At 41.5% G+C, this 26,984-nt stretch carries 21 protein-coding genes; 6 read left to right on the top strand and 15 right to left on the bottom strand.

Annotated elements, in window-relative coordinates; genetic code table 11:
* Positions 1-39: 39 nt before the first annotated feature.
* From OQX61_RS15235 to OQX61_RS15225, 3 genes are all read left to right on the top strand, one after another.
* The gene (locus tag OQX61_RS15235; protein WP_265842626.1) at positions 40-375 is read left to right on the top strand and encodes a zf-TFIIB domain-containing protein; all 336 of its coding nucleotides are present in this window, start codon (positions 40-42) and stop codon (positions 373-375) included.
* Between the two features lie 412 nt (positions 376-787).
* On the top strand, positions 788-2,083 hold the full coding sequence (locus OQX61_RS15230; RefSeq protein WP_265842625.1) for a hypothetical protein: 1,296 nt from the start codon (positions 788-790) through the stop codon (positions 2,081-2,083).
* Positions 2,084-2,320: 237 nt separating this feature from the next.
* Positions 2,321-3,727 (top strand): DUF3472 domain-containing protein, encoded by a 1,407-nt coding sequence (locus tag OQX61_RS15225; protein WP_265842624.1) that lies wholly within the window; start codon positions 2,321-2,323, stop codon positions 3,725-3,727.
* 149 nt (positions 3,728-3,876) lie between these two features.
* On the opposite strand, the gene OQX61_RS15220 is transcribed toward OQX61_RS15225, so the two are convergent.
* The 3 genes from OQX61_RS15220 to OQX61_RS15210 form a co-directional block, all read right to left on the bottom strand.
* Positions 3,877-5,130, bottom strand: a complete 1,254-nt coding sequence (locus OQX61_RS15220; protein WP_265842623.1) for a DNA cytosine methyltransferase — start codon at positions 5,128-5,130, stop codon at positions 3,877-3,879.
* A gap of 72 nt (positions 5,131-5,202) precedes the next feature.
* Positions 5,203-5,631, bottom strand: coding sequence for a DNA mismatch endonuclease Vsr (gene vsr, locus OQX61_RS15215; RefSeq protein WP_265842622.1), 429 nt, complete (start codon positions 5,629-5,631; stop codon positions 5,203-5,205).
* 121 nt (positions 5,632-5,752) lie between these two features.
* The gene (locus OQX61_RS15210; protein WP_265842621.1) at positions 5,753-6,724 is read right to left on the bottom strand and encodes an NAD(P)H-quinone oxidoreductase; all 972 of its coding nucleotides are present in this window, start codon (positions 6,722-6,724) and stop codon (positions 5,753-5,755) included.
* A 608-nt stretch (positions 6,725-7,332) separates the two neighbouring features.
* Between OQX61_RS15210 and OQX61_RS15205 the strand changes: the two genes are divergently transcribed.
* Positions 7,333-7,497: a hypothetical protein gene (locus tag OQX61_RS15205; RefSeq protein WP_265842620.1), complete on the top strand. Its 165-nt coding sequence runs from the start codon at positions 7,333-7,335 to the stop codon at positions 7,495-7,497.
* On the opposite strand, the gene OQX61_RS15200 is transcribed toward OQX61_RS15205, so the two are convergent.
* The 11 genes from OQX61_RS15200 to OQX61_RS15150 form a co-directional block, all read right to left on the bottom strand.
* Positions 7,490-9,550, bottom strand: coding sequence for a carboxy terminal-processing peptidase (locus tag OQX61_RS15200; RefSeq protein WP_265842619.1), 2,061 nt, complete (start codon positions 9,548-9,550; stop codon positions 7,490-7,492). The genes OQX61_RS15205 and OQX61_RS15200 overlap by 8 nt on opposite strands.
* Before the next feature lie 111 nt (positions 9,551-9,661).
* Entirely contained in the window at positions 9,662-10,876 is a 1,215-nt protein-coding gene (locus OQX61_RS15195; RefSeq protein ID WP_265842618.1) for a thioredoxin domain-containing protein, read from the bottom strand.
* Positions 10,877-10,899: 23 nt separating this feature from the next.
* Positions 10,900-12,636, bottom strand: coding sequence for a S8 family serine peptidase (locus tag OQX61_RS15190; RefSeq protein ID WP_265842617.1), 1,737 nt, complete (start codon positions 12,634-12,636; stop codon positions 10,900-10,902).
* A gap of 93 nt (positions 12,637-12,729) precedes the next feature.
* The gene (locus OQX61_RS15185; protein ID WP_265842616.1) at positions 12,730-13,953 is read right to left on the bottom strand and encodes a hypothetical protein; all 1,224 of its coding nucleotides are present in this window, start codon (positions 13,951-13,953) and stop codon (positions 12,730-12,732) included.
* A gap of 27 nt (positions 13,954-13,980) precedes the next feature.
* On the bottom strand, positions 13,981-15,144 hold the full coding sequence (locus OQX61_RS15180; protein WP_265842615.1) for a retropepsin-like aspartic protease: 1,164 nt from the start codon (positions 15,142-15,144) through the stop codon (positions 13,981-13,983).
* Positions 15,141-16,124, bottom strand: a complete 984-nt coding sequence (locus OQX61_RS15175) for a TlpA disulfide reductase family protein (RefSeq protein ID WP_265842614.1) — start codon at positions 16,122-16,124, stop codon at positions 15,141-15,143. Before OQX61_RS15175 ends, OQX61_RS15180 begins: the two co-directional genes overlap by 4 nt.
* A 39-nt stretch (positions 16,125-16,163) precedes the next feature.
* Entirely contained in the window at positions 16,164-17,078 is a 915-nt protein-coding gene (locus tag OQX61_RS15170; RefSeq protein ID WP_265842613.1) for a hypothetical protein, read from the bottom strand.
* A gap of 18 nt (positions 17,079-17,096) precedes the next feature.
* On the bottom strand, positions 17,097-18,650 hold the full coding sequence (locus OQX61_RS15165; RefSeq protein ID WP_265842612.1) for a RagB/SusD family nutrient uptake outer membrane protein: 1,554 nt from the start codon (positions 18,648-18,650) through the stop codon (positions 17,097-17,099).
* 10 nt (positions 18,651-18,660) lie between these two features.
* Complete coding sequence (locus OQX61_RS15160) at positions 18,661-22,239, bottom strand: SusC/RagA family TonB-linked outer membrane protein (RefSeq protein WP_265842611.1); 3,579 nt, start codon at positions 22,237-22,239, stop codon at positions 18,661-18,663.
* 279 nt (positions 22,240-22,518) lie between these two features.
* Complete coding sequence (locus tag OQX61_RS15155) at positions 22,519-23,712, bottom strand: FecR domain-containing protein (RefSeq protein WP_265842610.1); 1,194 nt, start codon at positions 23,710-23,712, stop codon at positions 22,519-22,521.
* A 105-nt stretch (positions 23,713-23,817) separates the two neighbouring features.
* Positions 23,818-24,429 (bottom strand): RNA polymerase sigma-70 factor, encoded by a 612-nt coding sequence (locus tag OQX61_RS15150; protein ID WP_265842609.1) that lies wholly within the window; start codon positions 24,427-24,429, stop codon positions 23,818-23,820.
* 292 nt (positions 24,430-24,721) lie between these two features.
* Here OQX61_RS15150 and efp point away from each other — a divergent pair, with 292 nt between their 5' ends.
* Positions 24,722-25,282 (top strand): elongation factor P, encoded by a 561-nt coding sequence (gene efp, locus OQX61_RS15145; RefSeq protein ID WP_265842608.1) that lies wholly within the window; start codon positions 24,722-24,724, stop codon positions 25,280-25,282.
* 144 nt (positions 25,283-25,426) lie between these two features.
* On the opposite strand, the gene OQX61_RS15140 is transcribed toward efp, so the two are convergent.
* A complete protein-coding gene (locus OQX61_RS15140) occupies positions 25,427-26,599 on the bottom strand; it encodes an MFS transporter (protein WP_265842607.1) in 1,173 nt (390 codons plus the stop codon).
* 173 nt (positions 26,600-26,772) lie between these two features.
* Here OQX61_RS15140 and OQX61_RS15135 point away from each other — a divergent pair, with 173 nt between their 5' ends.
* Complete coding sequence (locus tag OQX61_RS15135) at positions 26,773-26,976, top strand: hypothetical protein (protein ID WP_265842606.1); 204 nt, start codon at positions 26,773-26,775, stop codon at positions 26,974-26,976.
* The last annotated feature ends 8 nt before the right edge of the window (positions 26,977-26,984 follow it).

Below are 26,984 nucleotides of genomic sequence, written 5' to 3'. Positions count from 1 at the left end.
AATTATGATATCTATTAATACTAAAAGAAAAATAAAGTTATGAATTGTCCAAACTGCCAGGAAACCCTGTTAATGACCGTAAGAAATAATGTAGAAATTGATTACTGCCCAAAATGTCGCGGGATATGGTTGGATAGAGGTGAATTAGACAAACTATTGGCCTATGACCAGGATAATGGGGTAGCTAATCAGGTGTCTAACAAGGATAGCCAACCGTTCAGACCAGAGCATCAGGAGCAGAACTATCGCCATGAAGGTTACCGTGGACAAGACCACCGTAGTCAGGATCAACGCAACCAGCATGGCTATGGAAACAACTCACATGGATATCCTAAAAAGAAGAAATCCTTTTTAGAGGACCTGTTTGACTTTTAATTTTCATTTCCTTTCCAGGATAAGATTAATCCTTTTCCCAGGATAAGATTAAATATTCAGCACCTTCAACAGGCCTGCGCTTAAACGTGCAGGCCTGTTTTTTTCATTCTGAAATTCTCCTTTTATCAGGCATATGCTTTAGAAAACCTGGCCGGAAAAATCTTTCTGCTGTTCATCTTTCAGTTTTCAGCAAATAATTTAAAATGCAGTATCCAGTGTATCAATAAGTTTCATTTACGGACAGCAATAACCGTTTAAAAATCAGGTATTGAAAGCAATAATGCTATTCCAAATTTGCTCAAAAAGACTAATTTTGAAATAGAAGAACCCTATTTAAAGCAACCATAAACCAGGATATCTCCTTTCGAAATCAATCAATTGAGCGCTATCAAAAACCAAAAACCACTTATAAATGAGTATGATCCAACAAGCTGATTTTCTTAGAAACCACAACCTTACTTCAGCAGATTTTAAAGCTACCAACCTTAATTACGACGACCTGTTAAACATCAGTGCTGATTTTGAATCCAAAAGAGCTGCATATGATGAAATTGGCACTGGAGTTGTCAAAATACTTTTCAAATTCAATGCTGTCCATGCCATCAGGTATGAGGTCAGGAATCCGGAAGAACTGATCTATAAGCTGATTGCCTATAAGTTAGAAAATCCAGAGGCGATCCTGGATTTAACCAATTATGAAACACTGATTGAAAACCTGATTAGCATTAGAATCATTCCACTTTTCAAATCCGACTGGGCAAAAATCCATGATAGCATTGTTGATCAGTTTGTCGTAATAGGCACGGTCACAGCGAATGTCAGAGCAGAGGATGCTGAGGCAATCACGAAAGAATTTACAGCTAAAGGTTGTACTGTAAAAACACAAGCCAATGGTTATAGATCCATTGATTATGTCATCAAAACTGCGCCAAGTAAAAAAGAGTACAAAGTAGCGGTCCAGATCCGCAGCATTTTTGAAGAAGGATGGGCTGAAATTGACCGTAGCGCTCGTGATGAGCATAAAACGGACAACATGATCTTAAACGATTTCTCCAGGACGCTGGACAAGTTAGCCAGTAGTGCTGCTGAAATGGGCGAATTTATCTATGGTCTACAATCTTATCTGACAGAAAAGGATATTTTGGTTCAGGAGCAGCAAGCCTTAGTCGAGGAGCAGAAAACCTTAGTTCAGGAACAGCAAGCTCAACTGGCAGATTTAAGGGCTCAGCTTGCTCAGGCCAACCTGGAGAAGAAAGAAAAGGAAGTTATTCCGGCCGGTAAGGAACAATTGTTAAGCAATGGTTCAGATGGTATGATCGGAAAAAGTATCATTGAAGATTTAGCAAAAACAGCAGCCGGTATTGATGGCGGTTCTGTGCCAATCGAAACTCCGGTAAACAAGATCAAAGCACCGGCAGTCCAGAGCCCGGAAAAGAAAGAAAAAACTGTAGAAGTGCAGATTAAAGCGGTAGAAGTTAAAACCGAATCAGCTGAGATCAAAGCTGAGGAAAGCCCGGCTTCTTCCGGAGAAAAACCTAAAACTGTTAAAAACAGAACGGATAAACCAAAAGTAGTCAAGTTAAAAGAAGCGCATCCAAACGAAGGAAAAGCAAAGTTAGAAATGGCTCCTCCGATTGTAGAAGATTTATTCGGACAGACCAGAATCCCTGATGCTCCTCCCCTTAAGCCTTCCAATACCAACGCTTAAAATCACGTTTAACGAAAGTATCAATTGAAATAACAACGATACTTTTCAAGCTCAACACAAAGCCAGCCAGCTCCGGAAACCCGGAGTATTCGCTGGCTTTGGTGTGAGATATGGTGCCTGAAAATGAAAACGGGCCAGCCCTGAATAAAAATAAATTTCCCGCAAACGTTTGTGTAAATAAAAACGACAGGTATTTCCTTTTAAATCGAGTTATTTGGTTAAACAACCAAACACACGATGAAACTAAATTCACTAAATCCTAAAACCGGCCTCGCGACAATCCTGTTGATGGCGGCCGGACTTTCGGGCTTTGCGCAAAGTAAAAACTTCAAAGAAGTATTTACCGTGCCTGCAAACAAAGCCTACATTGAACCTTTTAATCCCAATGACCGCGGGGTTTCTGTGCCTGTTGGCTACCCGGAAGATAAGGGGATCGTTTCCAGATGGAGCGACAAAACTAAAAGCGTAGTCTGGTATCTTTACCAAAAACCGGGACAGTATGATTTTTACTTCGACAATACTGTTGAAAACGGCAAAAACCTGACTTTCGAATTGATCATCACGCCAACTGCTCCTGTTAATGGCTTCAAAAGCATTCGCAAAAAGTTAACGTTTAATGGTACAGGGCAACAGAATTCTCTGTTCGCAGGTAATATTGCGGTGCCGGAAACCGGTTATTTCAGGTATGAATTGAAACCGGTTACTGATCCACAATCAGCCATAAAAATAAAAACCCTTACTTTCAAATCATTGCAGGATGGCGGACAGGTGAATCAAACCGACTATCAGTCCTCTCCTTCTGTGCATTTGAGTTTCAGCGCTACCCAGCCGACCACCAAATCTTACAACTGGATTTACCAGGAGATCATGGTCCCTAAAGGAAGTGATCCATTGGCAACCTATTACATGAGCTTAGGTTTTTACCGCGGATATATGGGCATACAAACAAATTCTACGACAGAACGCAGGGTGCTTTTCTCCGTTTGGGACAGCAAAGATGCGGAAAAAGACAAAACCATTACTGCACATGATTATGTTTCCTTTGTAGACAAGGACAAATCGACTACTGTAAACACTTTTGGTGGTGAAGGGACCGGCGGACAATCCTATGTAAAAACGGCCAACTGGAAAAGCAATGAACCAGTGAAGTTTTTAATGAATGTTTTGAAACAAGATAATAATTCGGTGGTATTATCCGCATGGTATAAGCTGGAAGGTGAAGACTGGAAATATGTGGCCACCTGGAGAGCGCCAAAAGAACAACGTATGTTTGATGGTTTCTATTCTTTCCTGGAGAATTTCGGCTATACCAATGGTCAGGTTCGCAGAGAAGCCTATTATTACAATGCCTGGGCTATGGAAGATCAGACCGGAAAATGGGTGAATATGAACAAAGTAAGATTCTCCAACACAGATGGCAAACCTGGTCAGCGTGTTGATTATGAGCAAGGGGTTTCTGCGAAATATCCGGACATGTTTTACATGGCTTCCGGTGGTTATACGCCTACTTTGAAAACAGCCGATGAAATGCCGGTTTCCAGGCAACAACTCGACCTGAATTTGAAACCTTTTGAAGAAAGAGTGAGTATCGCGCTTAAAAATGAGGAAATCAACAACAAGGATTTTAAGAAAAAAAGTAATTAGTACTATAGGAATAAGGTTAAAAACCCTTTAAAGATTAGAAAGGTCTCACAGCGACGTGGGACCTTTCTCTTTTATACAAACGTACGACAGTTTATTTTACATACCCAATATTATTGATCAGGAATATCCTGATCAACTTTGATTAAGCATTAAGCATTCAGCTCTAGAATTTGCTCACGAATATTTGCTGCCACGGCATGTACTACCGGTACAGTAACACTATTACCAAATTGCTTATAGGCCTGAGTATTCGATTTATTGATCAGGAAGTTATCAGGAAAGCCCTGCAGCCTTGCCGCTTCTCTAGGTGTTAATTTTCTTGGGTTAGCATCATCCTGATGGATCAGAATCTCCCCCCCGTCTTTATAATACCTGGCGGATATCGTATTTGTATAAACAGTATCATGCTTCACAAGACCGAATCCGAAACCTTTTCCAGCTTCCTTGTTTTTCACTTTCCTGTTCTGGTGACCAGCCCATAACTTATCAGATATCGTAAATGATTCAGCCACGTTAGCTTCCAATATCTGACCTACACTAGTTTCAAAAAGCGTTGGCTCCGGGTATTTAAATGAAACCGGTAAATCATTACGCCATAAAACAATATAAATACGTTGTCTATTTTGAGGAACTCCAAATTCTCTGGACTTCATCACCATTTTCTTCGCTTCCTTTTGTAATTTTAAGATATTATCTCCCAGAATGATTTCATCTGGAATAGCGCAGGTATAGCCCTCATTGATTAAAGTCGTCAGTACCACTTGAAGCGTATAGCCCTTGTCATGACTGATCAATCCTTTAACATTCTCCAATACAACCGCTTTTGGGCGTTTATGATGAATGATGGTTGCAATATTATGAAATAAGGTACCCCTGGTATCCTCTATCCCTAATTTTTTTCCGGCATGAGAAAAGGGCTGACATGGAAATCCACCAACCAGCACATCATGATCTGGAATATCTTCCACTTTAATTTTTGTGATATCTCCAAAGGGGTATTCCCCGTAATTCTGTTCGTATGTCTTTTGTGCGTTTTTCTCGAACTCTGAAGAAAACACACATTTTCCGCCTGCTTTCTCAAAACCTTGTCTCATTCCGCCAATCCCGGCAAATAGATCTATAAAAGTAAATCCTTTATCATCTTTTGATGAAGGCTGTTTGAGGTGAATAGCATCAGTTACCTGAGCTTTAAACAGCTCCTGATTTTTATATAAACCAGCATCTTTTAAACAAGTGATTATTTTTTCTTTGTCAACTCCGCGCTCTTCGCCAAATAAATTATGGTTAAATGCAATCGCATGGATCCATTGATGGATTACTGCTTTTATTTCGGACCCTTCAGGTTGGTATGCTTCAGCTAATTCCGCTAACTTTTCTTCTATACTTTTTATTATTTCCTGCATTTTTTTCTAAACACTGACACACTCTCCCAAAAACTCCATATAACGTTTTATTAAATATTTCACATTTAACCGTCAACTGTTGTTAAGCTCCATTAAAGATGAACATAAGGTTTCAAATGTACCAACTATTGTAGCTTTTTTTAGTTGGCATTCCCAAATATTAATCACATTCCAGCCCAATGCTAAGATTTCCTCCCTAACGATCTTATCTTTAGCCACATTCCTATTGATTTTATCCAACCACCATTCTGTTCTGGTTTTAGGGATCACATAATACCGGCAATGTTCATGTCCATGCCAGAAACAACCATTCACAAAAATTACGGTTTTATACTTAGGCAACACGATATCCGGCTTTCCGGGAAGGTCTTTGACATGGAGCCGATACCGAAATCCTTGCTTATGCAGGAATTTCCTGACCAAAAGCTCAGGCTTAGTATCTTTTCCTTTGATCTGGCTCATGTTATACGAGCGGATACCTTTTGAGTGCACATCCGTCATCAGCTGTTTTTTTAATACTTTTCAAATACGATCATACCTTCTAAAATACGACACTATTTAAAACAATAAAACCTGTCAATAGTTCATCATAAGGCTGAGCTGGCAGTAATTGAAAATAAGATTAAGGCATTTCCAGAATGATCTTTCCTAAATGCTGACTGCTTTCCATCAACTCATGCGCCTTATTCGCTTCCTCCATAGGAAAAACCTTGAAAACTGTTGATTTATATTGCCCCTTTGCAAACATTGGCCAGACATTTTCCAGAATATCCTGTGCCAATGCGGTTTTAAATTCCGGTTCACGGTTACGCAAAGTACTGCCGGTAATATGGAGTCTTTTACGCATCATTTGCATAATGTTCAGAGAAACGGTGTTTCCTTCCATGGCATTGATGTAAACCAGTCTTCCATCAGGCCTTAAAACTTCTATGTTCTTTTGAAAATAGGAACCGCCAATCATGTCCAGCACCACATCAACCGGCTGATCTTTCAATTCATGCTCAAAATCTTCTCTTTTGTAATTGATAAAGTGGTCTGCGCCTAGATCCAGGCAATACTGCCCTTTTTCGTCGGAGCCGACAGTAACGATGACTTCCGCGCCTACATATTTTGCCAGTTGAATTGCGGTTGTACCGATTCCGCTACTTCCGCCATGGATCAAAAATCTTTCTCCGGGTTGAAGACGACCCCGCTGAAACACGTTGCTCCAGACCGTAAAAACTGTTTCCGGCAGTCCTGCAGCTTCAACGAAACTTAAACCCTCAGGAACAGGTAAACAGTGTCCGGCGTTAACTTTTACATAGGTTGCATAACCTGCGCCTGCTACCAGTGCACAAACTTTGTCGTTCATCTTCCATTGCTTCACATTTGCACCCAATTCTTCAATCAATCCGGCAACTTCCAATCCGGGAATATCCTGCGGCACATCCGGAGGTGCCGGATAACTGCCTTTTCTTTGAAACACATCCGGGCGATTGACTCCAGCAGCTTTTACCCGAATCAAGACTTCATTTTCATTGATCACCGGCTTTTCTCTTTCTTCAACTTTCAAAACATCTGCTGCACCAAATGAAGTAATTACGATTGCTTTCATAAATGGGAAAGCAACATTTATCCTGCCAGAATCAGAAATATTTTGTTTTCCGGCAGGAATTTGAAATAATAGTTTTCTACCTGTCCACCACAACCAAGAATTAACTACTAATTAACTGTAATGATCCTGTAATCAGGTCAGATTTTTCCTTGTTATACACCTGCTATTGCTTTGCTATTGTTTTGCTCCGGCAACAGCTAAGCAAAACAGTAGCAAAAGAAGAGCAAAAAATTAGCAAAACAGATAGCGTCTAAAGGCCGGAGGTTATACCTCGTGATTACGGCATGACACCAGAAAAATAATTTGATTTTAAACAGGAAAAGGGAGCTCTTCAGAAAAAAAATAGCCTGTTTTGCAGGAATCAATTAAGAAACTTAAGTTTCCGACAACAACAGATTAATTTCTCTATTGATGAAACAAAAACAAAGCCTGGCTGCAGGAATTGTAAAATACAACCATTTTATTGATGCTGTACAATCATTTTTTCAATTGATCAAAACAACTTGGCTAATTAGGTGTTATCTCATTCTATACCAAATCCTTAAGCCTTTCCATTACCATAATATATACGCGCAATTTTTTTTCAACTCACCTTTCAACTACCGAAAATGGAAGATACAGTTCAACAACAAATCAGGTTATCGCTGTTGCAAATGGCATTAGCTAACGCCGTAACTATTGAAGACTATGAAGAATGCCAGCAATTAATAAGTTTAGAGCTTATGCAAGAAGCCCAAAACCCATTATATACTGCATTAGCCGAGGCTAAATGATATGGATTAACTCCGCTGTAATCTGTAAACTCTCCTCCTTCACATAGTCTACCTCTACTGCTTTTACCGAATCACCAGTGGTTATTGATTTCAGTCCCAAAAGCTTTCTTCGCTGATTTACGCGTTTCAAATCCTGCATTTGCTGGTTCTTTCGCGCTTCAAGAAAAGCATTCAAATCTAATTGTAAGGAAGAGTTCGCGCTTCCTTCCTGCAACTTCTTCAGGTCTTCTTTTAAAAAGGAAAACTCCTGATTTGCCTTCATGCGTTGTTTGTGATGTACCTCCAATTGCTGGTTAAGCGCCTTTAATTGCGCAACCGGAACAAAACCCGTCGCTTCAATCTGATCATAAGGAAGTACATTTTTCAGTGTGCTTTCGCCAACTTTCAAGGCGCTGTATTTAGAAGGAAAACTAAGGTCCGGAGTTACGCCACGATGCTGAGTACTTGCACCGTTGATGCGGTAAAATTTGGCGTTAGTCAGCTTTAAAGAGCCTAAATCCTTGTCTTCCGATTTCATCAGACTACTCACCGGATAAACACCCTGAACGGTACCTTTACCAAAGGTCTGCTCTCCAATAATTATTGCGCGACCATAATCCTGCATCGCTGCCGCGAATATTTCAGAGGCGGAAGCACTTAAACGGTTCGTTAAAACGGTTAAAGGGCCGCTGTAAACCACCAGGCTATCTTTATCCGAATGAACAAGCACCTTGTTTTTTGAATCACGAACCTGAACTACCGGTCCGGCGCTAATAAATAATCCACTCAGGTCTATTGCTTCTTTTAAAGAACCACCGCCATTATTACGTAAATCGATCATTATTCCATCAACCCCCTGACTTTTCAGCAGCTCCAACGCTTTTTTCACATCTCCGGAAGTGGAAGCATAATCTTTCTCCCCCTTATCAAAAGCAGCGGCATCAAAGTAAAAATCAGGAATGCTGATGACACCTATCTTCTGTGTTTTCCCGCCTTGCTCTACCAATTTCAGCTCAGATTTCACCTTCTGATCTTCCATCACTACCTTATCTCTGATGAGACTAACCAGCAAAGGACTGGAACTCAAATCTGCACCTGCCGGTAATATTTTAACGCGCAATAGCGAGCCTTTTAAACCGCGCATCTTTGCCACCACCTCTTGTTGTGTCCAACCTGTCACTTCCTCAAACTCTCCGCTTTCACCTTGTGCAATCGCCAGAATCCGGTCGTTAGGCATGATTTTCCTGGTCTTATCTGCCGGACCACCTTTGATAACTGACAATATCAACGGCAGCTCATCCTGAAAACTAAAGGTAATCCCGATTCCTTCCAGGGATTTATTCATCATGACATTAAAATCCTGCGCTTTTGCCGGAGAAAAATAAGTAGTATGAGGATCAATGGTTTCTGTAAAAGCATTCAGGAATAATTCCAATACATTTTCACTCCTCAGGCCTTCTAAACTACTCTTTAGTTTTTCATAACGTTTTCCCAATAACTGATAAGCCTTCTGCTCTTCGCTACCATCCGCTCTTAGTCTGATGAGCTCATACCGGATGCGCTGATTCCAGTACACATCGGCCTCTGCTTCAGATTTGAACCAGGGTAGTTTCTCCCTGGAGAACTCATAGACATCTTTGGAATGTGCGGACTGTAGCTTCGACAGCTCCGTTAATGCGGCATCAATTCTATGGTCCAGTCGCGCGGCATACACATTAAACATGTCAAAAGCAGCACTTAGGTCGCCAGACAACAAGGCATCATCCAGGCGGTAACGGTATTGCTCAAATTCCTGTAGATCGGAGGCCAGAAACAAGGCATGAGACTTATCCAGCTTTGTCAGGTACTGATCAAATATCCTCGCGGATAAAGCATCATCAATTTTCACTTTCTGGTAATGATAGTTGGCAATCGTTTCAGCAATCGTTTTTGTAAGGGCCGGATAATTTGGTAATGGCTGAAAGTGCAACCTTTCCGGAGTCAACTCAACGGACTGCCCATTCACAGAAAAAGACAAGCAGACCCCGGTGATCGCCAGTAGAAACCGGCGTTTATACAATTGATTTAAATTCATTTGGACTAGATAATTTGAGGGGAAAAAATTGTAGTACGATAAAGAGGGCTGTCATCCGACAAAACCCTCCATATATAGTATTAACTAAAAAACTTCATTATTTAAATGGATTTATTGGAGCATCTTTAGAATTCTGGCTTCGATTTTCTCCTTCGTATCTCCTCCTACTTCTCTCACCGCACCATTATTCACACTACCAAAAATCAATAAAGGGATCGCATTTGCATCGAATACCTGACGCAACTCTCCTTCTTTATCTACATTTACCTTGTAAAAAACAACCCGGTCTTTATACTTTGCAGCCAGCTCTTCCATGACTGGCATCAGTTTCAGACAAGGGCCACACCAGGTAGCCCAGAAATCAATGACCACAGGTTTATCGCCAATAGCTTTCCACTCTTTACCAGCTTTATAATCATAAATATGCTTTAGAAAATAAGCACGATCTACCGGATTAATTTTACCCGGCACAATGGCCATGGTTTCTTTTTTAACCACAGGAACGGTTTGATCTTCGCCGTTATTAAATGGCTGAAAGTAATATTTTCCCCGCCCGACATCAAAAGAGATCATCCCTTGTTTTAAGATCGATTTTCCTAATACATTAAAAGCCTGATCTCCGGCTGCCTTAACCACCGGAATCTTTTCGAAATTCTGGTTTGCCAGCTTCAATTCTGCTGTTTTACCTGGCTGCAATAAGTCGAAATCAGTGGCCGTTAACACCAATGGCTGATCCTGATAGAAATCGGCGACCGCTTTAATCGTTTTGCCATTTACCAGAATGTCCATGAATAGTCCGCCGGTTTTCAATTTAGCCTCTTGCCTGTTATTCAATTTCATATAATCCGGACGGTATGGTGAAGAAAGCGTCATCGTTTTCAATTTGGTATTTAATGTGAGTACGGTCCCGATAAAAGCATTAAAACCGATTACGCCATCAACTTTTAGTTTTTCCAATAGCGGACTTGCCTTAAAAACCACTACGCTGATGTCCTTACTATATACGACATTGCCAATAAAGAAGCCAGGGGCCCTTCCTTTACCAGACAATTCATAACCAGCTCTGGAATAAGTATCAAGGGTCTTCGAAATTTTCAGCTGGCGTTTTACAGCCGCAGCTTCGGTTAAACCCACTGCTCCTCTGGAATCCAAAAGGAAATCCCCCTCCGTTCCGCCAACATTGGCCCTGATGATCATGTAACCATCACGTTCCTGATAGGGTAAAACCTCCTGATTTAAATTCGCCTGCGCGAAAACGGCACTGGTAGTGCAAAGCAACAGCAAGCCTAAACCCAGCGAATGCAATAATTTTATCTTCATCATCATTTTCTTATTTATGGCTCTTTAAATTATTTACCAGTGGTTTTACTCAATTGATCGGCAGCAAGTACCGCTTTATAAGCGTTTAAAATACCTCCTGAAACACATAACTGTGAAAAAAGATAAAGGTCAGTATTCATTTTACCACCTACTTTAACTTGTTTTTCCACTTCTACGCTGGCTCTGTCTGTCACATTGCCTACAATCAGTTTGCGCAATTGTGCAGCGGTAATTTCCGGATAATACGCTTTAATTAGTGCCGCAGTACCTGCTACACTCGCGCCGGCAAACAATGGACTTGCACCCATACGGTAAGTTCCGCCCATATAAGTAGTGCTAATATTCTGTCCCGGTGCAAATAGATCCAGTTCTTTTGCACTGAAGTTGGCATCTTTCAATGGCATCCCTTCTTTATCTGAAGCAGCCACAGTGATAAAATTATTGAGCACCTTACCATTCACATGAGCATTAGGATAATATTTCTTTTCAGACAGGTTATCTGATAAATTCCATACGGAAGACACCACTAAAACCCCTTTTTCTTCGGCATACAATAAAGCGTCGTTTACCCATTTCGCCTCATAAGCCGGGTAAATGGTGTTTGACAGACCTAACTGGATCACATCTGCTTTTTGATCTACCGCATAGCGAATCGCCAATGCGATATCTTTATAATAAGGTTCGCCTTCTTTTGGATAGGCACGCAAAGACATCAGCTGCGCTTCCGGCATAATTCCATTCACACCTACACCGTTACTTCTGTCGGCAGCGATAATTCCTGAAATCATCGTTCCGGAAAAAGACCCGTTACTATATAGCTTGTTATTTCCGTAATTTTTATCGGTGATATTGGTCCAGTCGTCACCGGTGATTTTCCTTGCATCGATGTTTTCTGCCAACAGGTTCTCCAGGTTTTTATTAACTTTTTTAGGATTCAGTGTCAGATCTCTAGCCTGTACAAAATTCATAGAGTCTGTATTGTTTTTGCCCGCATAAGAATTATTAACCCCAAAAGTCATTAAAAGGAAAAACTTGGACATCAACTTTAAAGTATCTGCCTTTCCATTTGTATTGAAGTCATATTTAGTAAGATCTGCCTGTTTTATTTTGGTCAGGTCAGGGTTTATTTTCTTCATCGCAGGCTCAATTTCATTAACGATCATGTATTTAAAAATCTTAGAGAACTGGATACCACTCGCTTCCTGAGCGATACGCGACTCTTTATTAAGGCGAGTCCTGAAAAAGGCATACTCCTTTAGATCTTTCGGTGCCGGAACTTTAACCGGTTTTTGCAATAGTTCATTAAACTTAAAATAATCCGTTCCGCTAAAGTAAATACCTTCATATAACCCTCTCAAACGAAAGTACTCACGGTCACCTTCCTGATTTGTCTTTTCGATCATTTCTCCTTTGGAGTTCCCTAAAAAGTTCCAGCCATGGATGTCATCGATATAACCGTTGCCATCATTATCAATCCCATCTTCTTTTTCATTGGGATTGGTCCAGGAGGCATTTTTCAAATCTTCATGCGTAGCATCCATTCCATAGCCGATTACTGCAACAACCGGCTTCTTTTTCAAAGGTTTTCCTTTTAAAAACTCATAGGCCTGATTTACGCCGATCCCATAAACACCCTCTTTCTCAAAAGAAAGGTTGTACCAGTCTTCCGTTTTCTTTTCTGTGGCTGCCTTTTTAACAAGCTGCGCGTTTCCAGCCAAAACGGCTCCCTGTAAGCACAACGCTAGTATTAAAGTTTGTTTTTTCATGTTTTTAGTTTTCTCAATGGTTTATTTAATCGAAGGTATTTCGGGAGCAGATCCGGGATCTGATGAAAGAAAACCTTCTTAAGGGGTTGATTTTTAATCTTTCAGTACGGTTATATTTTTAACTCCGGACTTGGTTTTAAGGGTAAATACAAGTTTGGTATTCTCTTTTAAAATGGGCAGGCCAGTGGTCAGGCTTTCACAAAAAGGAATGGGTTTGATCACCTTACCGTTGATATGAGTTAGTACATCGCCAACGGCCACCTGGCCGATTAATTTGCCCCATACGGTAGCCACCAGATACTGTCCGTCATGAACATATATTTCCAGGTTCCAGTTGTGTTTTGCATTGGTTAAGTCCACTTTGTCTGAAGAAAAAGGACTAAACAGGAACAGTTTATTGACATAATCGATGGTTACTTTTCCATATTTCAGCGACTGATAGCCGAGCAAGGTTTCTGGTGGATTGCCCAACTTGGCTCTGGCGTTCGTAAACATAAATGCGCCGATCAGCAGTTCCGGAACTTGTACCATAGTTTGTTTCCCTGCTCCACCTCTACCGTTTACGCCGATGCTGCCACCACCTTCGCCTTCTCTGATCACCTGTACCAATTCTGCAGTTTTCAATTTTTCGTAAGCGTCATTTTTAAGGCTTAGAAAAGCATCAGAACCGGTATCGAACATCACCCTGATTTCATCATATTTTCCAACATTTAGCGTGACAATCGGGATACCTTTTGCATCATCCACAAAAGGAAGGACCTGCCTGTCGGACATTAAGGAAGAGCGCCCACCTTTAGTGATCCGGATTTCTTTCTTTTGATCGTCAATATCGACGGTGCAATCCTGTAAAAGGTCGCTTCCGATATAGCCCTGCACACCGATACAAGGAAATATTTCGCTATCTAAAACCAGAAAACGCGGGTTTTTAAACACGATAACCCCGTTTTCAAGCCCGGCCTTTCCGGCATTGGGCTCTGCTTTGATCGTATTTACCTCTGATTTGACTGCATTGACAATGTCCTCTCCGATCGGGAATCCAACCGCTTCCAGTTCTACAACCTCAATTTGCTTTCTATTGCTGTTGGCGTCCAGAATGCCCATTGTGCCAACCACAGACGCATTAAATTCTGTTTTCAACGCCGTGCTGATGGAGTTTCGGCCTCCGGTATCAAAAATCATAGGCACCAGTTTCCCATTCAGTTTAATCTGGATTACCATCTTGTTGGCGATCACCTGATAGGGAAACACAACAGCATCCTGTGCCCTGGCTGTTAACGCAAAAAAACAGCAGATCAGGGAGTAGTATATATATTTCATCACTATTCTTTTGTTACGGTTAATCTTTTACTCCTTTATTACAGTTACTTCTTTTACTCCGGTCTTTGTCTGCAAGCGGAAAATCAGTTTATCCTGGCCAATTAATTCGGGAAGCTCATTGGTCAGGTTCTCGCAGTAAGAGAATTGTGTTATTTTTTTACCATTGATATGGGTAACGACATCACCCAATTCCACTTCTCCTTTTAATTTATCCCAAACGCTACTGACTACCATTTGCTGATTTTCGGGGCGAAGCTCCAAATCCCAGTACTTTTTGGTGTTTTCTATCTTCTCCGTTGAAAAGGCTGGAAACGGCTCAAACAAGAACTTCTGATTGACATAGTCGATGGTTACCTTTCCGAAGTTCAAAAGCTGATAGCCAAACAAACTTTCCAGGGCACTGCCAACACCAATCCGGAGCTTAGAGAACTTCCCTCCTGAGATGGTCAATTCCGGAATTTCAAGCAAAATCCGACGACCATTTGGCCCTCTTCCATTTACACCGATACTACCCGTTGACGCGCCTTCGCGGATCATAAACAATGCACCCTGGCTTTCCAATCTTGGATAGTCTGTTTGTCTTAAAGACAAAAATCCATCTGCACCGCTATCAAACACCACTCTTGCCTGATCAAAATCCCCAACTTTTACAGAGAATAGCGGAGCTCCTCCACCGTTCTCTAAAAACGGAATCGCCTTTGGATGATTCAGCATAGCCGAACTACCACCTTCAGTAATAGTAATTACTTTCTTTTGATCATCGATCTCGATGGTATGGTTTTGCCACAAATCACTTCCGATCAATCCTCTTGCCCTATCAAGGCAAGGAAAAAACTCTGTATCAATCACCAGAAAAGGGACGTTTTTAAAAGCCATTTTCCCTTTAGCAATGGTCAGGTTATTGACGGTTACTACATCCATTGACTTTTTTGATCGGCTTACATCAATCACATCCCTGGTATGCGTAGCGGAAAGACCAAGGCTTTCCCTTAATTTTGAATCCATGGCATTTTTACCACCGGTATCAAAAATCATGGGCACCAATTTCCCATTGATGCTGACCTCTACAATCATTTTATTAGCAAGCACCTTATAGGGTAGTTTTACTGTATTTTGGGCCATCACATTCGTGAAGCTGAACAGGCCGAAAACAGCCAGGACCAGCAGTCTTTTAACAGGGGTTATTCTCATTTTGTAATTGCTTTTAATGCGGCTTTAAGCACTTCGCCATTATTGATATCTCTTTGTAGAACTGTCCCGTTTCCGTCTATAATCACACAGAATGGAATCGATTTAAAACCATAGCTCTTTCCTAAAGGTGATTTATAAAACCCTTTTTTATCCCATATGGTCAACCATGGAATCTGCATTTCTTGCAATGCTTTTTTATACTTCAAAGGATCTTCATCCAGAGAAATGCTGATGAACTGCACGTCCTTTTCAAAGTCTTTATAAAAGGCTTTCATGTGTTCCATTTCTCTTCTGCATGGCACGCACCAGGAGGCCCAGAAATCCAGGACTACAATCTTCCCTTTAAAATCTTTTAAGGACAGTAGTTTTCCGTTTTGATCAGGCAATTGAAAATCTGGTGCGGGAATGCCAATCCTATAATGGCTGAGGCTATCTACCCTTTCTTCTAACCATTTTGCTGATTCCGAAACCCGCTCTTTTACCGGTATATTTTCCAGAAAGCGTTGGTTGAAATCATATTTCTCTCCTTTGAAAAGGTAGGCCAAAGCGCTCAGCTGGTTTGGTTTTAAAGCCTTAAAAGCGGCAGGATCCAATTCAAGATCATAGGCTTTTTTGGGGCCAAAGTTTACGATTTCAAGGTGTGCTGTTAATCCGGAAAACTCCAGACTACTGCTGTTGCTATCCTTATCGTCAAAATAACCGTTTATGGTAACCAGACCATTGCTAAAGAAAACCTCCTCTTTTGTTGCGCCCATCGTCAGCACATACAAATCCGGTAGTACCTGAACCGGTCCCATGGAAAAGTCGGGATGATCCTTGTCGATGGTGGTTTTAAAAACCAGTTTACCCGACAAGGTATTCAGGGAAATTAGGACTGGATTTATGGTTGTAATACGGCCTTTTATCAGGAGGCCTTCCGCTGCTTCTGCAGAAATTATGGACAATAAGAGCCCTAAGGCAATGAAAATCTTGCGCATCATTTGAATTGTTAAGAAATGAAATGGTCTGTTTTTTCCTGTCTATTTTCCGTCTCCTATAGTCTGAAGATCAATGCCATATTGCTGTTTATAAAAGCTGATCATGGCATCATATTTTCTTTTGATCAATCCGTTGGTATCTTTTACCGGACTAAGTATACCTTTAGGTGTTGTATCGGAAGCAGTAGTTGCCGGATCCGTCAGGTAAGCATAAGAATTGGAGACAATCACCTGAATGAAAGCCTGCCAATCGAGTGAAACAATTGGCAAATTCGCTGGAAGAACTAAAAACCCACGTTTATAACGGTCTGCTTGTGTGGTACCAACGATGGCATTGGTATAATCAGAGATGCCGGTAAAGGCATCTGATCTTTTCATTTTACCTTCCAGATCCATCATTTTCAGAAAGCTGAAATTGACATTTCCACGGTAAACCGCTTTATTAATACTAGTAACACCTGCATTTCCGCCATTCAGCGCAAAACTCTGGTAACCTCCAAATCGCCCATTAACAAAGGGTAAAAGATAAGATTCTACCTGGGTGATGGTTGTGGTCCCTGTGCCTAATGAACTGCATAAAAACACCTTTCTAGGCAGGAATTGTTTCAGGGTAGCATCACTATAATACTTAAAGAAAGTACTTTCCAATAAATCCAGTTGTGCGTTGATATAATCTGGTAAAGCGGGGACTGATTTGTAATAAGTATCATATTCTACAACCCTCCAGTTGATGTCTTGCTGGCTGAATTTATAGAGCACATAACTATCCCAACGTTTATAATAATCCATAATCCGCTGATCATAATCGTGGTCCCCCTGAGGCAATTGAAAACCAGGTTCAGGGAATTCTGTAGCGGTCAGTTTTTCTTCTGTTTTTTTGCATCCGTTTGTCAGGAAGAGCACAATGCTCAAAGACAAAATCAGTGTAGTCCTTAAAGTTTGATTGAAATTTCTCATGTGTTTCGTATTCAGAATTTATGGATTTTGAGTTAATTCCCCGTTTCTATCTAAAACCACCTGAGGGATAGGCCATGTATAGCGGCTATCGCCTTTGCTCAGGGTAAAAGTTTGTCCGGTACCTGCGGTCTCCAGATACTCATGGGAGATAGATGGCATCCCGTAACGGCGTAAGTCGAACCAGCGATGTCCATCAAAAGGAAGCTCTCTTCTGCGTTCGTCTTTATAGAAATTCAGTAGCTGAGTTTGATCGGTGATGTCTATGGGTACATAAGCTTTTCTGGTATCATACCTTGAAATCCTCAGGGTATTCAGGTCATTTAATGCGGATATTCTTAAGGCATCATTACCAGTCTGGATAAACTTTTGGATGTTCGCTTCTGCGCGATTCAGGTATAGTTCTGCTACACGAATACCGGCGCCGCCCATTCCTCCAGTAATTCCTCTGAAAAAATAAGTCACGGTTGAAGGTGCCGTAAAACCCACATAGGTCGCATAAGTAAAATAAATACGAGGGCGTAGATCGCCAATATAAACCTCATTAGCCTCAAAACCTTTGGAATCGTACAGATTAAGCAGTTCAGGAGAAATACCATAAGGAGGCACATTTACCCTGTTATATCCCGGAGAAAGGCTAGTTTTCAGGATATCATCTTCAAGGCTTTTGTTCGGAACATAGGTCCAGATGACTTCCTTGCTAGTTGCCGGACTATAAATCTTGTTTAAATTCAAGCCATCAGGTCCGTTGTACAAATAGTATTGGGCAGAATTAAACGTACTCAATTGCGTAAGCACTGATTTTTTAGCCAGGGCTTTATTCGCATATTCAATCGCAAGGTCCCATTTTTCCTGATACAAGTACACTCTTGATAAGAGTGCGTAGCCTGCAGTTTCGCTCATTTTGTATACCCCTCTATCCTGAGGATATTGCTGAAAAAGCGCTATGGAAGCCTGGATATCTTGTTCAATCTGGCGATAGACTTCCGCAACAGAGTTTCTTTTGAAAAGTGCATCAGTCACCACCATTTTCAATTTTAAAGGAACACCTGGACTGGTTTCCGGATCTACCCCTGCGGCGTTATATGGTTTCCCATACATGTTCACCAACAGGAAATAATAATAGCCTCTCAATGCTAAAACTTCGGCTTTAATATTGGCTTTATCAGCTTCATTACCGATTACTTTATCTGCATATTCGAGTCCTACATTACAACCTACAATGCGGTTATAAATCACTTCCCAGGAATTTAATCCTACAGTCGAGAGTCCTTCAGCAACTAAAAGCTCTTCAAACATCTGTTTAGACCAGGAGAAAGGTGCTTTTCCCCTTCTCACTACGGCCTCATAAGTTGGTAAACCCTGTCCGCCGACACAGCTGATATCATCTGTCACCAAATTCAAAACAGAACTGATATTGACCGAATAGGGATAGGCTTCCCCCGCCATTAATCCATTGAGATCCTGAACCGTAGAAGGCCTCATCTCATCCTGACTTTTCTCTTCCAGAAACTTTTTACAACCTGTATTGATCAATAACAGTCCTGGAATTAATATATAAAGTATACGTTTCATTTTTAATGCTTTAAAAGGTTACTGACAAGTTTAATACATGGACTTTCGGCAATGGTTGTCCACCGGATGCCACTTCAGGATCTACTCCTTTAAAATCTTTGCTCACAAAGGTGTGCAGGTTGCTCACTGTATAGCCGATGGTCATGCTTTTACTCATGATCCTTTTTACAAATTGTTGTGGCAGGATATAAGATATGTTGACATTATTGATGCGCAGGTAAGAGGCGCTGACCAATCTCGCATTGCTAAAATTATAAAGCGTGTAAGGAGATATGGAGCCTGCCTGAATAATACCTTGTGCCCCGGAAGGTATGGTTACAAAAGGCACACCATTGAAGGGGATGGAAGGGATATTGGTAAAGGCTTCATCACCAGGATTCCGCCACCTGTTCACCAGATCTTTTGACAAGTTCAGGTACTCATTAGGTGCATTATTACTCATCGCATTGTCAAATAAAGGCGCCAGTAATTTATGTCCACCTAAAGAGGCATATAAATTAGTCGAGATACTAACCTGTCTGTAACGGAATGAAGTACTGAAACCACCGGTAAAATCAGCATTGAGTTTCCCTGCATACTTCATAAAGGCGACTGCATCAAATTTAGCATTTGGATTTTCGGCAGCAGTGGGTATGTTATACTCCGGTACTCCATTTGCTGGATTTAAACCTTTCAAATCGAATACCCAGAAAGAAGATACCGGAAATCCATCCACGAAATAACCGCCGGAGACCGCACTGTTCCATGTTGGATTAGGAAGGAGCTTATTGGTTACTTTATTAACGTTTTTCGAACTGTTAACTGAGACGGTCCAGAAGGCCGTTTTAGTACGAAGTGGGATAAAGCTCAGCGACAGTTCAAATCCATAATTGCGTACAGAGCCACCATTCATAGGCATTTGAGTAACGCCGTTTTCAAAAGGCACATCCTTCATCACAATCAGGTCTTTACTGTTTTTGTTGTAATAATCGAAACTTCCGGTAATCCTGTTTTGAAACACACTGAAGTCCATTCCAAGGTTTACGGATTGTGTTTTTTCCCATCTTAAATCTGCATAAGGCAGGGTGCTGATCTTAAGAATCGATTCTCCGGTGTATGGGCTAACCACCTGTGCTCCGCCACCAACCGGAAGTTTCGCAATCAGGTCAGGTCCATAGTTTTCGGCCACATTTCCCTGATATCCATAACTACCTCTGAAACTCAGCTCAGAAAGCCAGGTATTGCGGTCAAAGAAATGTTCGCGGCTTACATTCCACCTGCCGCCCAATGCCCAAATGGGATTGAAGCGTTCGCGGGTATCCTGTCCGAAGCGGTTAGAGGCGTCGCCCCTGATGCTTCCACTGAAAACATATCTGTTGTCGTAAGTGTAAGCACCGGTTAAATAATAGGATAAGTAGTTTGCAGTGCGGTCTGTGATCCCAAAGTTATAGTTATTGGCAAAAATTCCGTTGGCAATTGTTGCTCCCCCGGTACTAAGAATGGTTGCTGCAGGAGTGATGATGGCTTTCCCACGATCAGGTAAATAACCAAAGACGGTACTGGATGAACCTTTATACACGTTACTTCTAATTTCCATCCCCAACATTCCGGAGACCGTATGTTTTTTATTAAAAACCTGTCCATAGGTCAATGCATTTCTCCAGGTATAATTGACATTTCTATCATCTGCCTGCGCTAACTCTCCACCTATTGGTAACATGGATTGCTTATATTCATTGGTAACCGGGCCATATTGCCCATATTCATATTTCCTCAAAATGCTGATTCTATTGGTCAGTTCTGAAGCATAAGATTCTGCATGCGAACTGGTAAAGCCAGCACCCAGAGAAGATTCCAATCGGAAACCTGCCGGAAGCTCATATTTTAAAATAATGGCCGTATTGAAATTTGTCTTTACGTTATCATTTCCTGAATGCTCCATTTCGTTAAGGATATTATACAGGTAGGTATTGCTGTTTCTATAATACGATAAACTACCATCCTCCTCGTAAGCCGGAATCACCCTACTGGTGGTGGTCGCATAACGATAAGGATCAAGGCCAAAATAAGCGGTTGTATTGGTATAGTTACCCGATAAACGTGCATTTATAGAGAACTTTTTGGTCACATTACTGGTAAAATTGAACGTGGCCATATAGCTGTCCATCCCATTTCCCTTTGCTGTTCCCCGTTGGTTGTTATACCCCAGGGAGCCATAATAGGTGCTTTCATTGCCACCGCCACTTACACTCACATTGTGGTTCTGACTCAATGGCCTGTCATAAAGCAGGTCAAACCAATTGGTATTGTTTGTTTCCAGTTTTTTTGCACCGGCATTAAAATCATTAAAGGAAAGTTTGTTCAGCAGGTATTGTTTCAGCAAACCTGAATATCCGATATCATCCAATGAATTGGTAGATGTGAGGCCGCGCTGATAGATTTCTCTCGATACATCTACCCGCTCTTTAGAGTTCATCAGGTTCAGTTTATCATAGTTAGGTGCTGATTGGGTGGAGAAATTGGTGTTGTAACTGATCGATGGCGCACGTCCGGCTTTTCCTCTTTTAGTATTGATGACAATCACTCCATTGGCCGCTTTCACCCCATAAATCGCTGTTGAGGCTGCATCTTTTAATACCGTAATATCTTCTATATCATAAGGATTTAACCAGGAAATAGCACTACCGATAAAATTCTTTAGGGCATCAGCATTGGAAGGATCCTTATTATATCCGTTCAGTTCCGATGCTTTAAACGGCAATGGATCTTCCTGGATCATCCCATCCACTACCCATACCGGTTCCTGACTCCCCAACAGCGTAGAGGTTCCCCTTACCCGTACGGTTTGTCTGGTACCTACCTGTCCGGAGTTATTGACTACTTCTACGCCAGGAAGTTTACCTTGCAGCATTTGCTCCAGGCTCATCGTCCCGTTAATGGTCAGGTCTCTGGCTTTGATGGTTGCAGATGCACCGGTCATTTTCGACCTGTCGATCTGCTGGTATCCGGTAGAAACCACGCCAACTTCTTTTAAACTGCTGGTAACCGGTTTCATGCTTATGGTACCCATCTCTTTTTTTGCGTTGAGGGTTTGAGGCTCATAACCCAGATAAGAGATTTTCACTTTGGCATCCTCTGCAACATTCTGTAATACAAATAAGCCTTGTCCGTTAGAAAGCACGCGGTTTGAAGTACCTACAACGATGATCGTAGCGCCTGGCAAAGCTACTCCGGTTTCATCGGTCACCTTACCCCTGACTTCTATTCTGGCGGCGTTCGGATTGATGGCATTGACCAGTTTGTCGAAGATAGATTTCTCTTCCGGCTTGATCACAATCGTCTTGTCTTCGATCACATAAGTCAGCGATAAACCGTTAAGACATTGTTCCAAAACCGTCTTTAATCCCGTGTTCCGGAAGTTAACGTCTAGTTTCTTTGTGTTGTTGATCTTTTTATCGGCATACAGGACTTCGTATCCGGTTTGTTTGGTAATTTGTTGAAATACTTCCTTGATGGAGGCATTCTTCTTAGTGTAACTAACCGTTTGGGCAAATGTACTGGCATGTGCCTGTAGTAAAAAGCCAGTCATTAATATGATGATGAGTTTCATTATCAAAAATAATTTGTGAGCTCGCCTAAGGTGGGACACACCTAGGTTAAAAGCATAGAATTTCATACTTTAGCAGGGTTTAAGTTGATTCAGGAATGGACAGCTCTATTTTCCCCGATTTATCGGGCTGGTTGGCTTAGACGTTTGCCGGATGGTGTTACGAGCACCTTCCGGCTTTTTTCATGGCCCCCAGGATCTTTGCTAAGTTGGTGGGTAGAAATCTTTGATCATGGTCTGTTTAGTTTGGGTTTATGGTGTGGCGGGCTGATTCTTAATAGGTTATTTAGGCCTTACGGTGATTTTTCCTTCGGAAACTTTAAACTCTACCTCATCGGTAAGTTCCAGTTTAGACAGTACTTTATCCACCTGATCGTATCTGGAAAGTGTTCCGGTAAAGGTCACTTGCTTCAATGATTCATTTTGGTATTCAATGGAGATGTTATACCAGCGGGAGATTTTGGTCAGGATCGAAGCCAGACTTTCATTCTCAAAGATAAATTTGCCATTTATCCAGTCTACCGCAGTTGCTGTGTTTACTTCTTTGATTTGTACTCCTTTTATCCCGACTTGCGCCTGATAGCCTGGTTTTAGCAATTCAGGTTTCCGCTCCACTCCTCCTTTTAAGGTTAATGGGCTTACTTTTACGAGACCCTCCAACAAAGTTGTTTTAACGAGAGCTTCTTCCGGATAACTGCTGATGTTAAAATGTGTACCCAATACTTCTACTTCCTGAAAATTGGTTTCTACCACAAAAGGGTGAGATTTATCTTTGGTGACTTCAAAATAAGCCTCTCCTTTTAAGCTTACCTTTCTGGATTTCCCATTGGCAAAGGTTGTAGGATAGCGGATGGATGATGCAGCATTTAACCAGACATTGGTTCCATCAGGGAGGATCACTTTAAATTGCTCCCCTCGGGAAGTAGCTAAGGTGTTCATCATGCGCTTTCCGGTTTCAGGACTTGTCTTATAAGTCAGCGCCCCGTTTGCGGATTTCAGGATGGTGACACCGGCTTGCTCTGCCAGTTGTCCCTGACCAGCATCGTTTAACACGATCGTGCTTCCATCACCTAAAGTTAAGGTTGCTGAATTTTTACCAGGTTTCATTTGTTTCAGGTAAACCAGCTGTTGCTGGTCTACTGAATGACGGGAATAAAAGTATACTCCTGTTCCGAGTGTAAAAAATAAGGAAGCAGCAATGGCCATTCTTTTCCACATTGGATATGCTGACCTTACAGGAGCAACTGCTGTTGCTTCCGCATGCTGAAAAATATAATTTAGTATTTCCTGCTTTTCTGAGGGCTCAAGGCTATAGCTTGGGGTACCGTTACTGATTTCCTCATCCACGAGTGTTTCAAGTTCCTCCTGAAACACTTCCTGATCGGCCATTATAAAAAATGCTTTCTGCTCCTGCGGAGTCAGTGTACCTTTAATATAGCTGCTGAATAATTGAGAAAATTCTGATTTTATAGCCATCCTTTTATATAACGCTTTCTGAACGTTTCAATAGCTTGACGATCCGAACCCAGGGCTCGGGGTAGTTGAAACATAAATTTATTTTAACATTATTTTAACCTGCGGCTATTTGTGCAGTAAGAGGATCATCAACAACATGGCATCCAGGTTTTTCAAATATACCCTGATGTTTCTCAAAGCGTGTTTCATATGGGTATGAACAGTGCCTTCACTTATACCCAGCTCTTTTGCCGCTTCTTCATATTTCAATCCTTGCTCCTGACATAGCCGGTAAACTTTTTGTTGTTGGGGAGAGAGGCTTTCCACTGCCTGTTGCAGGAGTTTTGCCGTCTCATGGTATTGAATGGTATCTTCGGTATTGCGCACACCGGTCTCCATTTCTGTTTCTTTCAGCTCTACATTGCGCAGGGCTTCTCTGGCAATCTTCCTCAGGACATCAATACTCTGATTCCTGGCGATCCTGTTGAGGTAGGCGCCGAAATTCTCTACGTCTTTTAAGTCCAGCCTTTTCATCCAGACTTTCAAAAACACATCTTGTACGATTTCTTTAGCTTTTGGGCGGGATTGCGTGAGTTTATGGGCGATATTGAAGATGAGTTGCTGATGCATTTCGAACAAAGAATTGAAGGCACGCTCGTCCCCTGCTGCAACCAAATGTAGCAGTTCGCGCTCAGTAAAACCTGGCGCCAATCCGATAATCCTATTCTTCCCCCCCATTATAAAGAAGCCAATAATAAAAAAATAATTCCAGATTAAGGGTTAAAGCCATGTTATTATGTTTCTCCTTTTGAGGAGGATGTTCCGGAAGGCTCTTATTTACCGTCTCTTTTAACCGGGTATTATCGCGTTAATACCAACACTTTAGCCTCCATCCCGGACCATACATCTACGCTTTCATCTTTAATTTAATTGGGGATTATCAGGAGAAAACGCAATTTCTTATCTGCCGAAAGTATAAATAACCAAAAAAGCACATATATTTGGGCACAAAATTTACAATTACATTTATATGGCAAAGGCATCTGAAATTAAAGTAGGAAATATTTTACGTTTTAACAACGAACTGGTAACAGTTATTGAAATCTTACACCGTACACCAGGTAAAGGTGGAGCGTTTTACTTAGGTAAGTTTCGCAATATTAAAACAGGAAAAATTGTGGAAGCCCGCTTAGGAACTGATGAGCAAGTAGAAATTTGCCGTGTAGAGACTAGTGACTACCAATATTTATATGAAGAAGGCGACTATTTTGTAGTAATGGATAATGAGTCTTTTGAGCAGTTTAGTGTTGCTAAAGAATTATTTGGTGAATCTGCAAGGTTCCTTAAAGAAGGAATGAACGTTATTGTTTCTTTTGAAAGCGAAGAACCAATTATGGCTCAGGCTCCTAATTTCGTAGAACTTATGGTTACTTATGCAGAACCAGCTGTTAAAGGTGATACTTCTTCAGGTGCACAGAAAATGGTTACTACAGAAAATGGCATCGAAATCAGAGTACCATTATTTGTTAATGAAGGTGATAAATTAAAAGTAGATACACGCACAGGTGAATATGTGGAGCGTGTGAAATAAGGAATTTCATTTCTGAAAAAGGCGGCTTAAATTCATTTTAGGCCGCCTTTTTTATAGGATGTTTTTTGAGCAGGTCATTTCAATGCGCTGAGGTCGGAACTGACAGGTGATTCATCAAATTCCCGAAGCCAAAGATGGCGGTAATTATTTCGGTTTTCTAAAGCTGTAGGAGATCGAGACCATAAACAACAACATGGCTGTAAAACCAAAAGCGATAGGTAGTGAAAAGGAATAAGCAATGAAGCCAAGTATGGCGGGTCCGGCTAATTGTCCGGCATAACCGATGGTGCTGATTACAGGAATCGCTACTGTTGCAGGTACGTCTTTTAGCTTCCCTCCTTCACTGATAAACACAGGTACAATATTAGCTGCCCCTAAACCTAGTAAAACAAAGCCAAGGATTGTTGTGCCCAACCAAGGCGTAGCTACCGCAAGCAATATCCCTAAACCGGCAACCAAACTGCCTGCAACCACTACGGTCTTCCCATCAAATTTAGACACCAGTTTATCACCGGTCAGGCGCATAAAAGCCATGGCAATGGAGAAGGCGGCATAGCCGATTCCTGAAAATTCCTCTGTAATCCCGCGGCTTTCTTTAAGAAACAAAGCGCTCCAATCCAACATTGCACCTTCTGATAAAAACACGGCAAAACACATCAGGCCAAGAAACAAGACACTTCCGGTAAACCAGGAAGTCTTTTTATCTGTTGCTACATGGGAAGAGAATTTCTGAATAGCAGCCTTTTCTGTCTGCATGTCGAGCAGAGATTTATAATTTAAAGAGACTATAATGATCAGTAAAATGGCGATGGTAATCGCAGCGGCTTCCGGTGCCAATCCCAGCCTCATCAGGAAACCTAAACCTAAAGACCCCAGTAATCCGCCAACACTAAATAAACCGTGTAGGGACGACATAATTGGCTTTTCAGCAATATTTTCTACCTGTACCCCCTGGGTGTTCATCGCCACATCTACCGTTCCAACTGCTGCACCAAAAATAAACAGTGCAATTCCCATTTGAACCGGCGTATTGGTTAACATTAACAATGGCAGTACAAAGGCCATGAGTAATGCCGCGCCTAAGATCACTACCCGACTGCCGTAACGATGGGATAAGATCCCGCTGACAGGCATCATCGCAATCGCGCCGCCACCTAAAAGCAGGAGTAACAAGCCCAGATTGGCATCATTTAGTCCGAGTCTTTCTTTTGCATAAGGCACCATCGGTGCCCAACTGGAAATACCCAATCCGCAAACCAGAAAGATGAATTTAGTCGCACTTTGTGCCTTTAGTGGTTTTTGTAGTCCTGCTATCATAATACAAAGTAAGGTTATTTCGCATATATCTGCAATTATTTGCAACATTTAGCCGGAAACTTGCCAGATATAGAGAAAATCGGCATCATATTGCCGTTACCAATGGCTCCTGATTAAAGTAAATCAAAACAAGGACGGCAGTTCCTTGTTAATCAATTCATAAACAATTCACCATGGAACCATATAATATAGATCTTAGTGGCCGAATATTAACTATTCAGCCACTACATGATGGGAGCTTCAAGGTTATTGAAAGCGGTCATGAGGTTGGTCGTCTTTTTCCGGAAACCAATGAACTGGGCACGGTATGGACGAGTTTTGGCCTAATCGATCATGATCAGGCGCAAAAAATCGGCGCTTTAATTGAAGAGAATTAAATCCATCA

This window comes from Pedobacter sp. PLR (assembly GCF_026239675.1).
In the GTDB taxonomy this organism is placed as follows: Bacteria; Bacteroidota; Bacteroidia; order Sphingobacteriales; family Sphingobacteriaceae; genus Pedobacter.
This window is presented reverse-complemented; position numbering and strand designations above follow the sequence as displayed.

Excerpts from the sequence above, each read along its gene's own strand:
- OQX61_RS15160 (WP_265842611.1), bottom strand. The coding sequence starts at position 22,239 with ATGAAACTCATCATCATATTAATGACTGGCTTTTTACTACAGGCACAT.
- OQX61_RS15135 (WP_265842606.1), top strand. The coding sequence starts at position 26,773 with ATGGAACCATATAATATAGATCTTAGTGGCCGAATATTAACTATTCAG.
- OQX61_RS15180 (WP_265842615.1), bottom strand. The coding sequence starts at position 15,144 with ATGAGAATAACCCCTGTTAAAAGACTGCTGGTCCTGGCTGTTTTCGGC.
- OQX61_RS15225 (WP_265842624.1), top strand. The coding sequence starts at position 2,321 with ATGAAACTAAATTCACTAAATCCTAAAACCGGCCTCGCGACAATCCTG.
- OQX61_RS15170 (WP_265842613.1), bottom strand. The coding sequence starts at position 17,078 with ATGAGAAATTTCAATCAAACTTTAAGGACTACACTGATTTTGTCTTTG.
- OQX61_RS15235 (WP_265842626.1), top strand. The coding sequence starts at position 40 with ATGAATTGTCCAAACTGCCAGGAAACCCTGTTAATGACCGTAAGAAAT.
- vsr (WP_265842622.1), bottom strand. The coding sequence starts at position 5,631 with ATGACGGATGTGCACTCAAAAGGTATCCGCTCGTATAACATGAGCCAG.
- OQX61_RS15230 (WP_265842625.1), top strand. The coding sequence starts at position 788 with ATGAGTATGATCCAACAAGCTGATTTTCTTAGAAACCACAACCTTACT.
- OQX61_RS15220 (WP_265842623.1), bottom strand. The coding sequence starts at position 5,130 with ATGCAGGAAATAATAAAAAGTATAGAAGAAAAGTTAGCGGAATTAGCT.
- OQX61_RS15185 (WP_265842616.1), bottom strand. The coding sequence starts at position 13,953 with ATGAAATATATATACTACTCCCTGATCTGCTGTTTTTTTGCGTTAACA.
- OQX61_RS15150 (WP_265842609.1), bottom strand. The coding sequence starts at position 24,429 with ATGGGGGGGAAGAATAGGATTATCGGATTGGCGCCAGGTTTTACTGAG.
- OQX61_RS15195 (WP_265842618.1), bottom strand. The coding sequence starts at position 10,876 with ATGATGATGAAGATAAAATTATTGCATTCGCTGGGTTTAGGCTTGCTG.
- OQX61_RS15205 (WP_265842620.1), top strand. The coding sequence starts at position 7,333 with ATGGAAGATACAGTTCAACAACAAATCAGGTTATCGCTGTTGCAAATG.
- efp (WP_265842608.1), top strand. The coding sequence starts at position 24,722 with ATGGCAAAGGCATCTGAAATTAAAGTAGGAAATATTTTACGTTTTAAC.
- OQX61_RS15155 (WP_265842610.1), bottom strand. The coding sequence starts at position 23,712 with ATGGCTATAAAATCAGAATTTTCTCAATTATTCAGCAGCTATATTAAA.
- OQX61_RS15165 (WP_265842612.1), bottom strand. The coding sequence starts at position 18,650 with ATGAAACGTATACTTTATATATTAATTCCAGGACTGTTATTGATCAAT.
- OQX61_RS15210 (WP_265842621.1), bottom strand. The coding sequence starts at position 6,724 with ATGAAAGCAATCGTAATTACTTCATTTGGTGCAGCAGATGTTTTGAAA.
- OQX61_RS15140 (WP_265842607.1), bottom strand. The coding sequence starts at position 26,599 with ATGATAGCAGGACTACAAAAACCACTAAAGGCACAAAGTGCGACTAAA.
- OQX61_RS15175 (WP_265842614.1), bottom strand. The coding sequence starts at position 16,124 with ATGATGCGCAAGATTTTCATTGCCTTAGGGCTCTTATTGTCCATAATT.
- OQX61_RS15200 (WP_265842619.1), bottom strand. The coding sequence starts at position 9,550 with ATGAATTTAAATCAATTGTATAAACGCCGGTTTCTACTGGCGATCACC.
- OQX61_RS15190 (WP_265842617.1), bottom strand. The coding sequence starts at position 12,636 with ATGAAAAAACAAACTTTAATACTAGCGTTGTGCTTACAGGGAGCCGTT.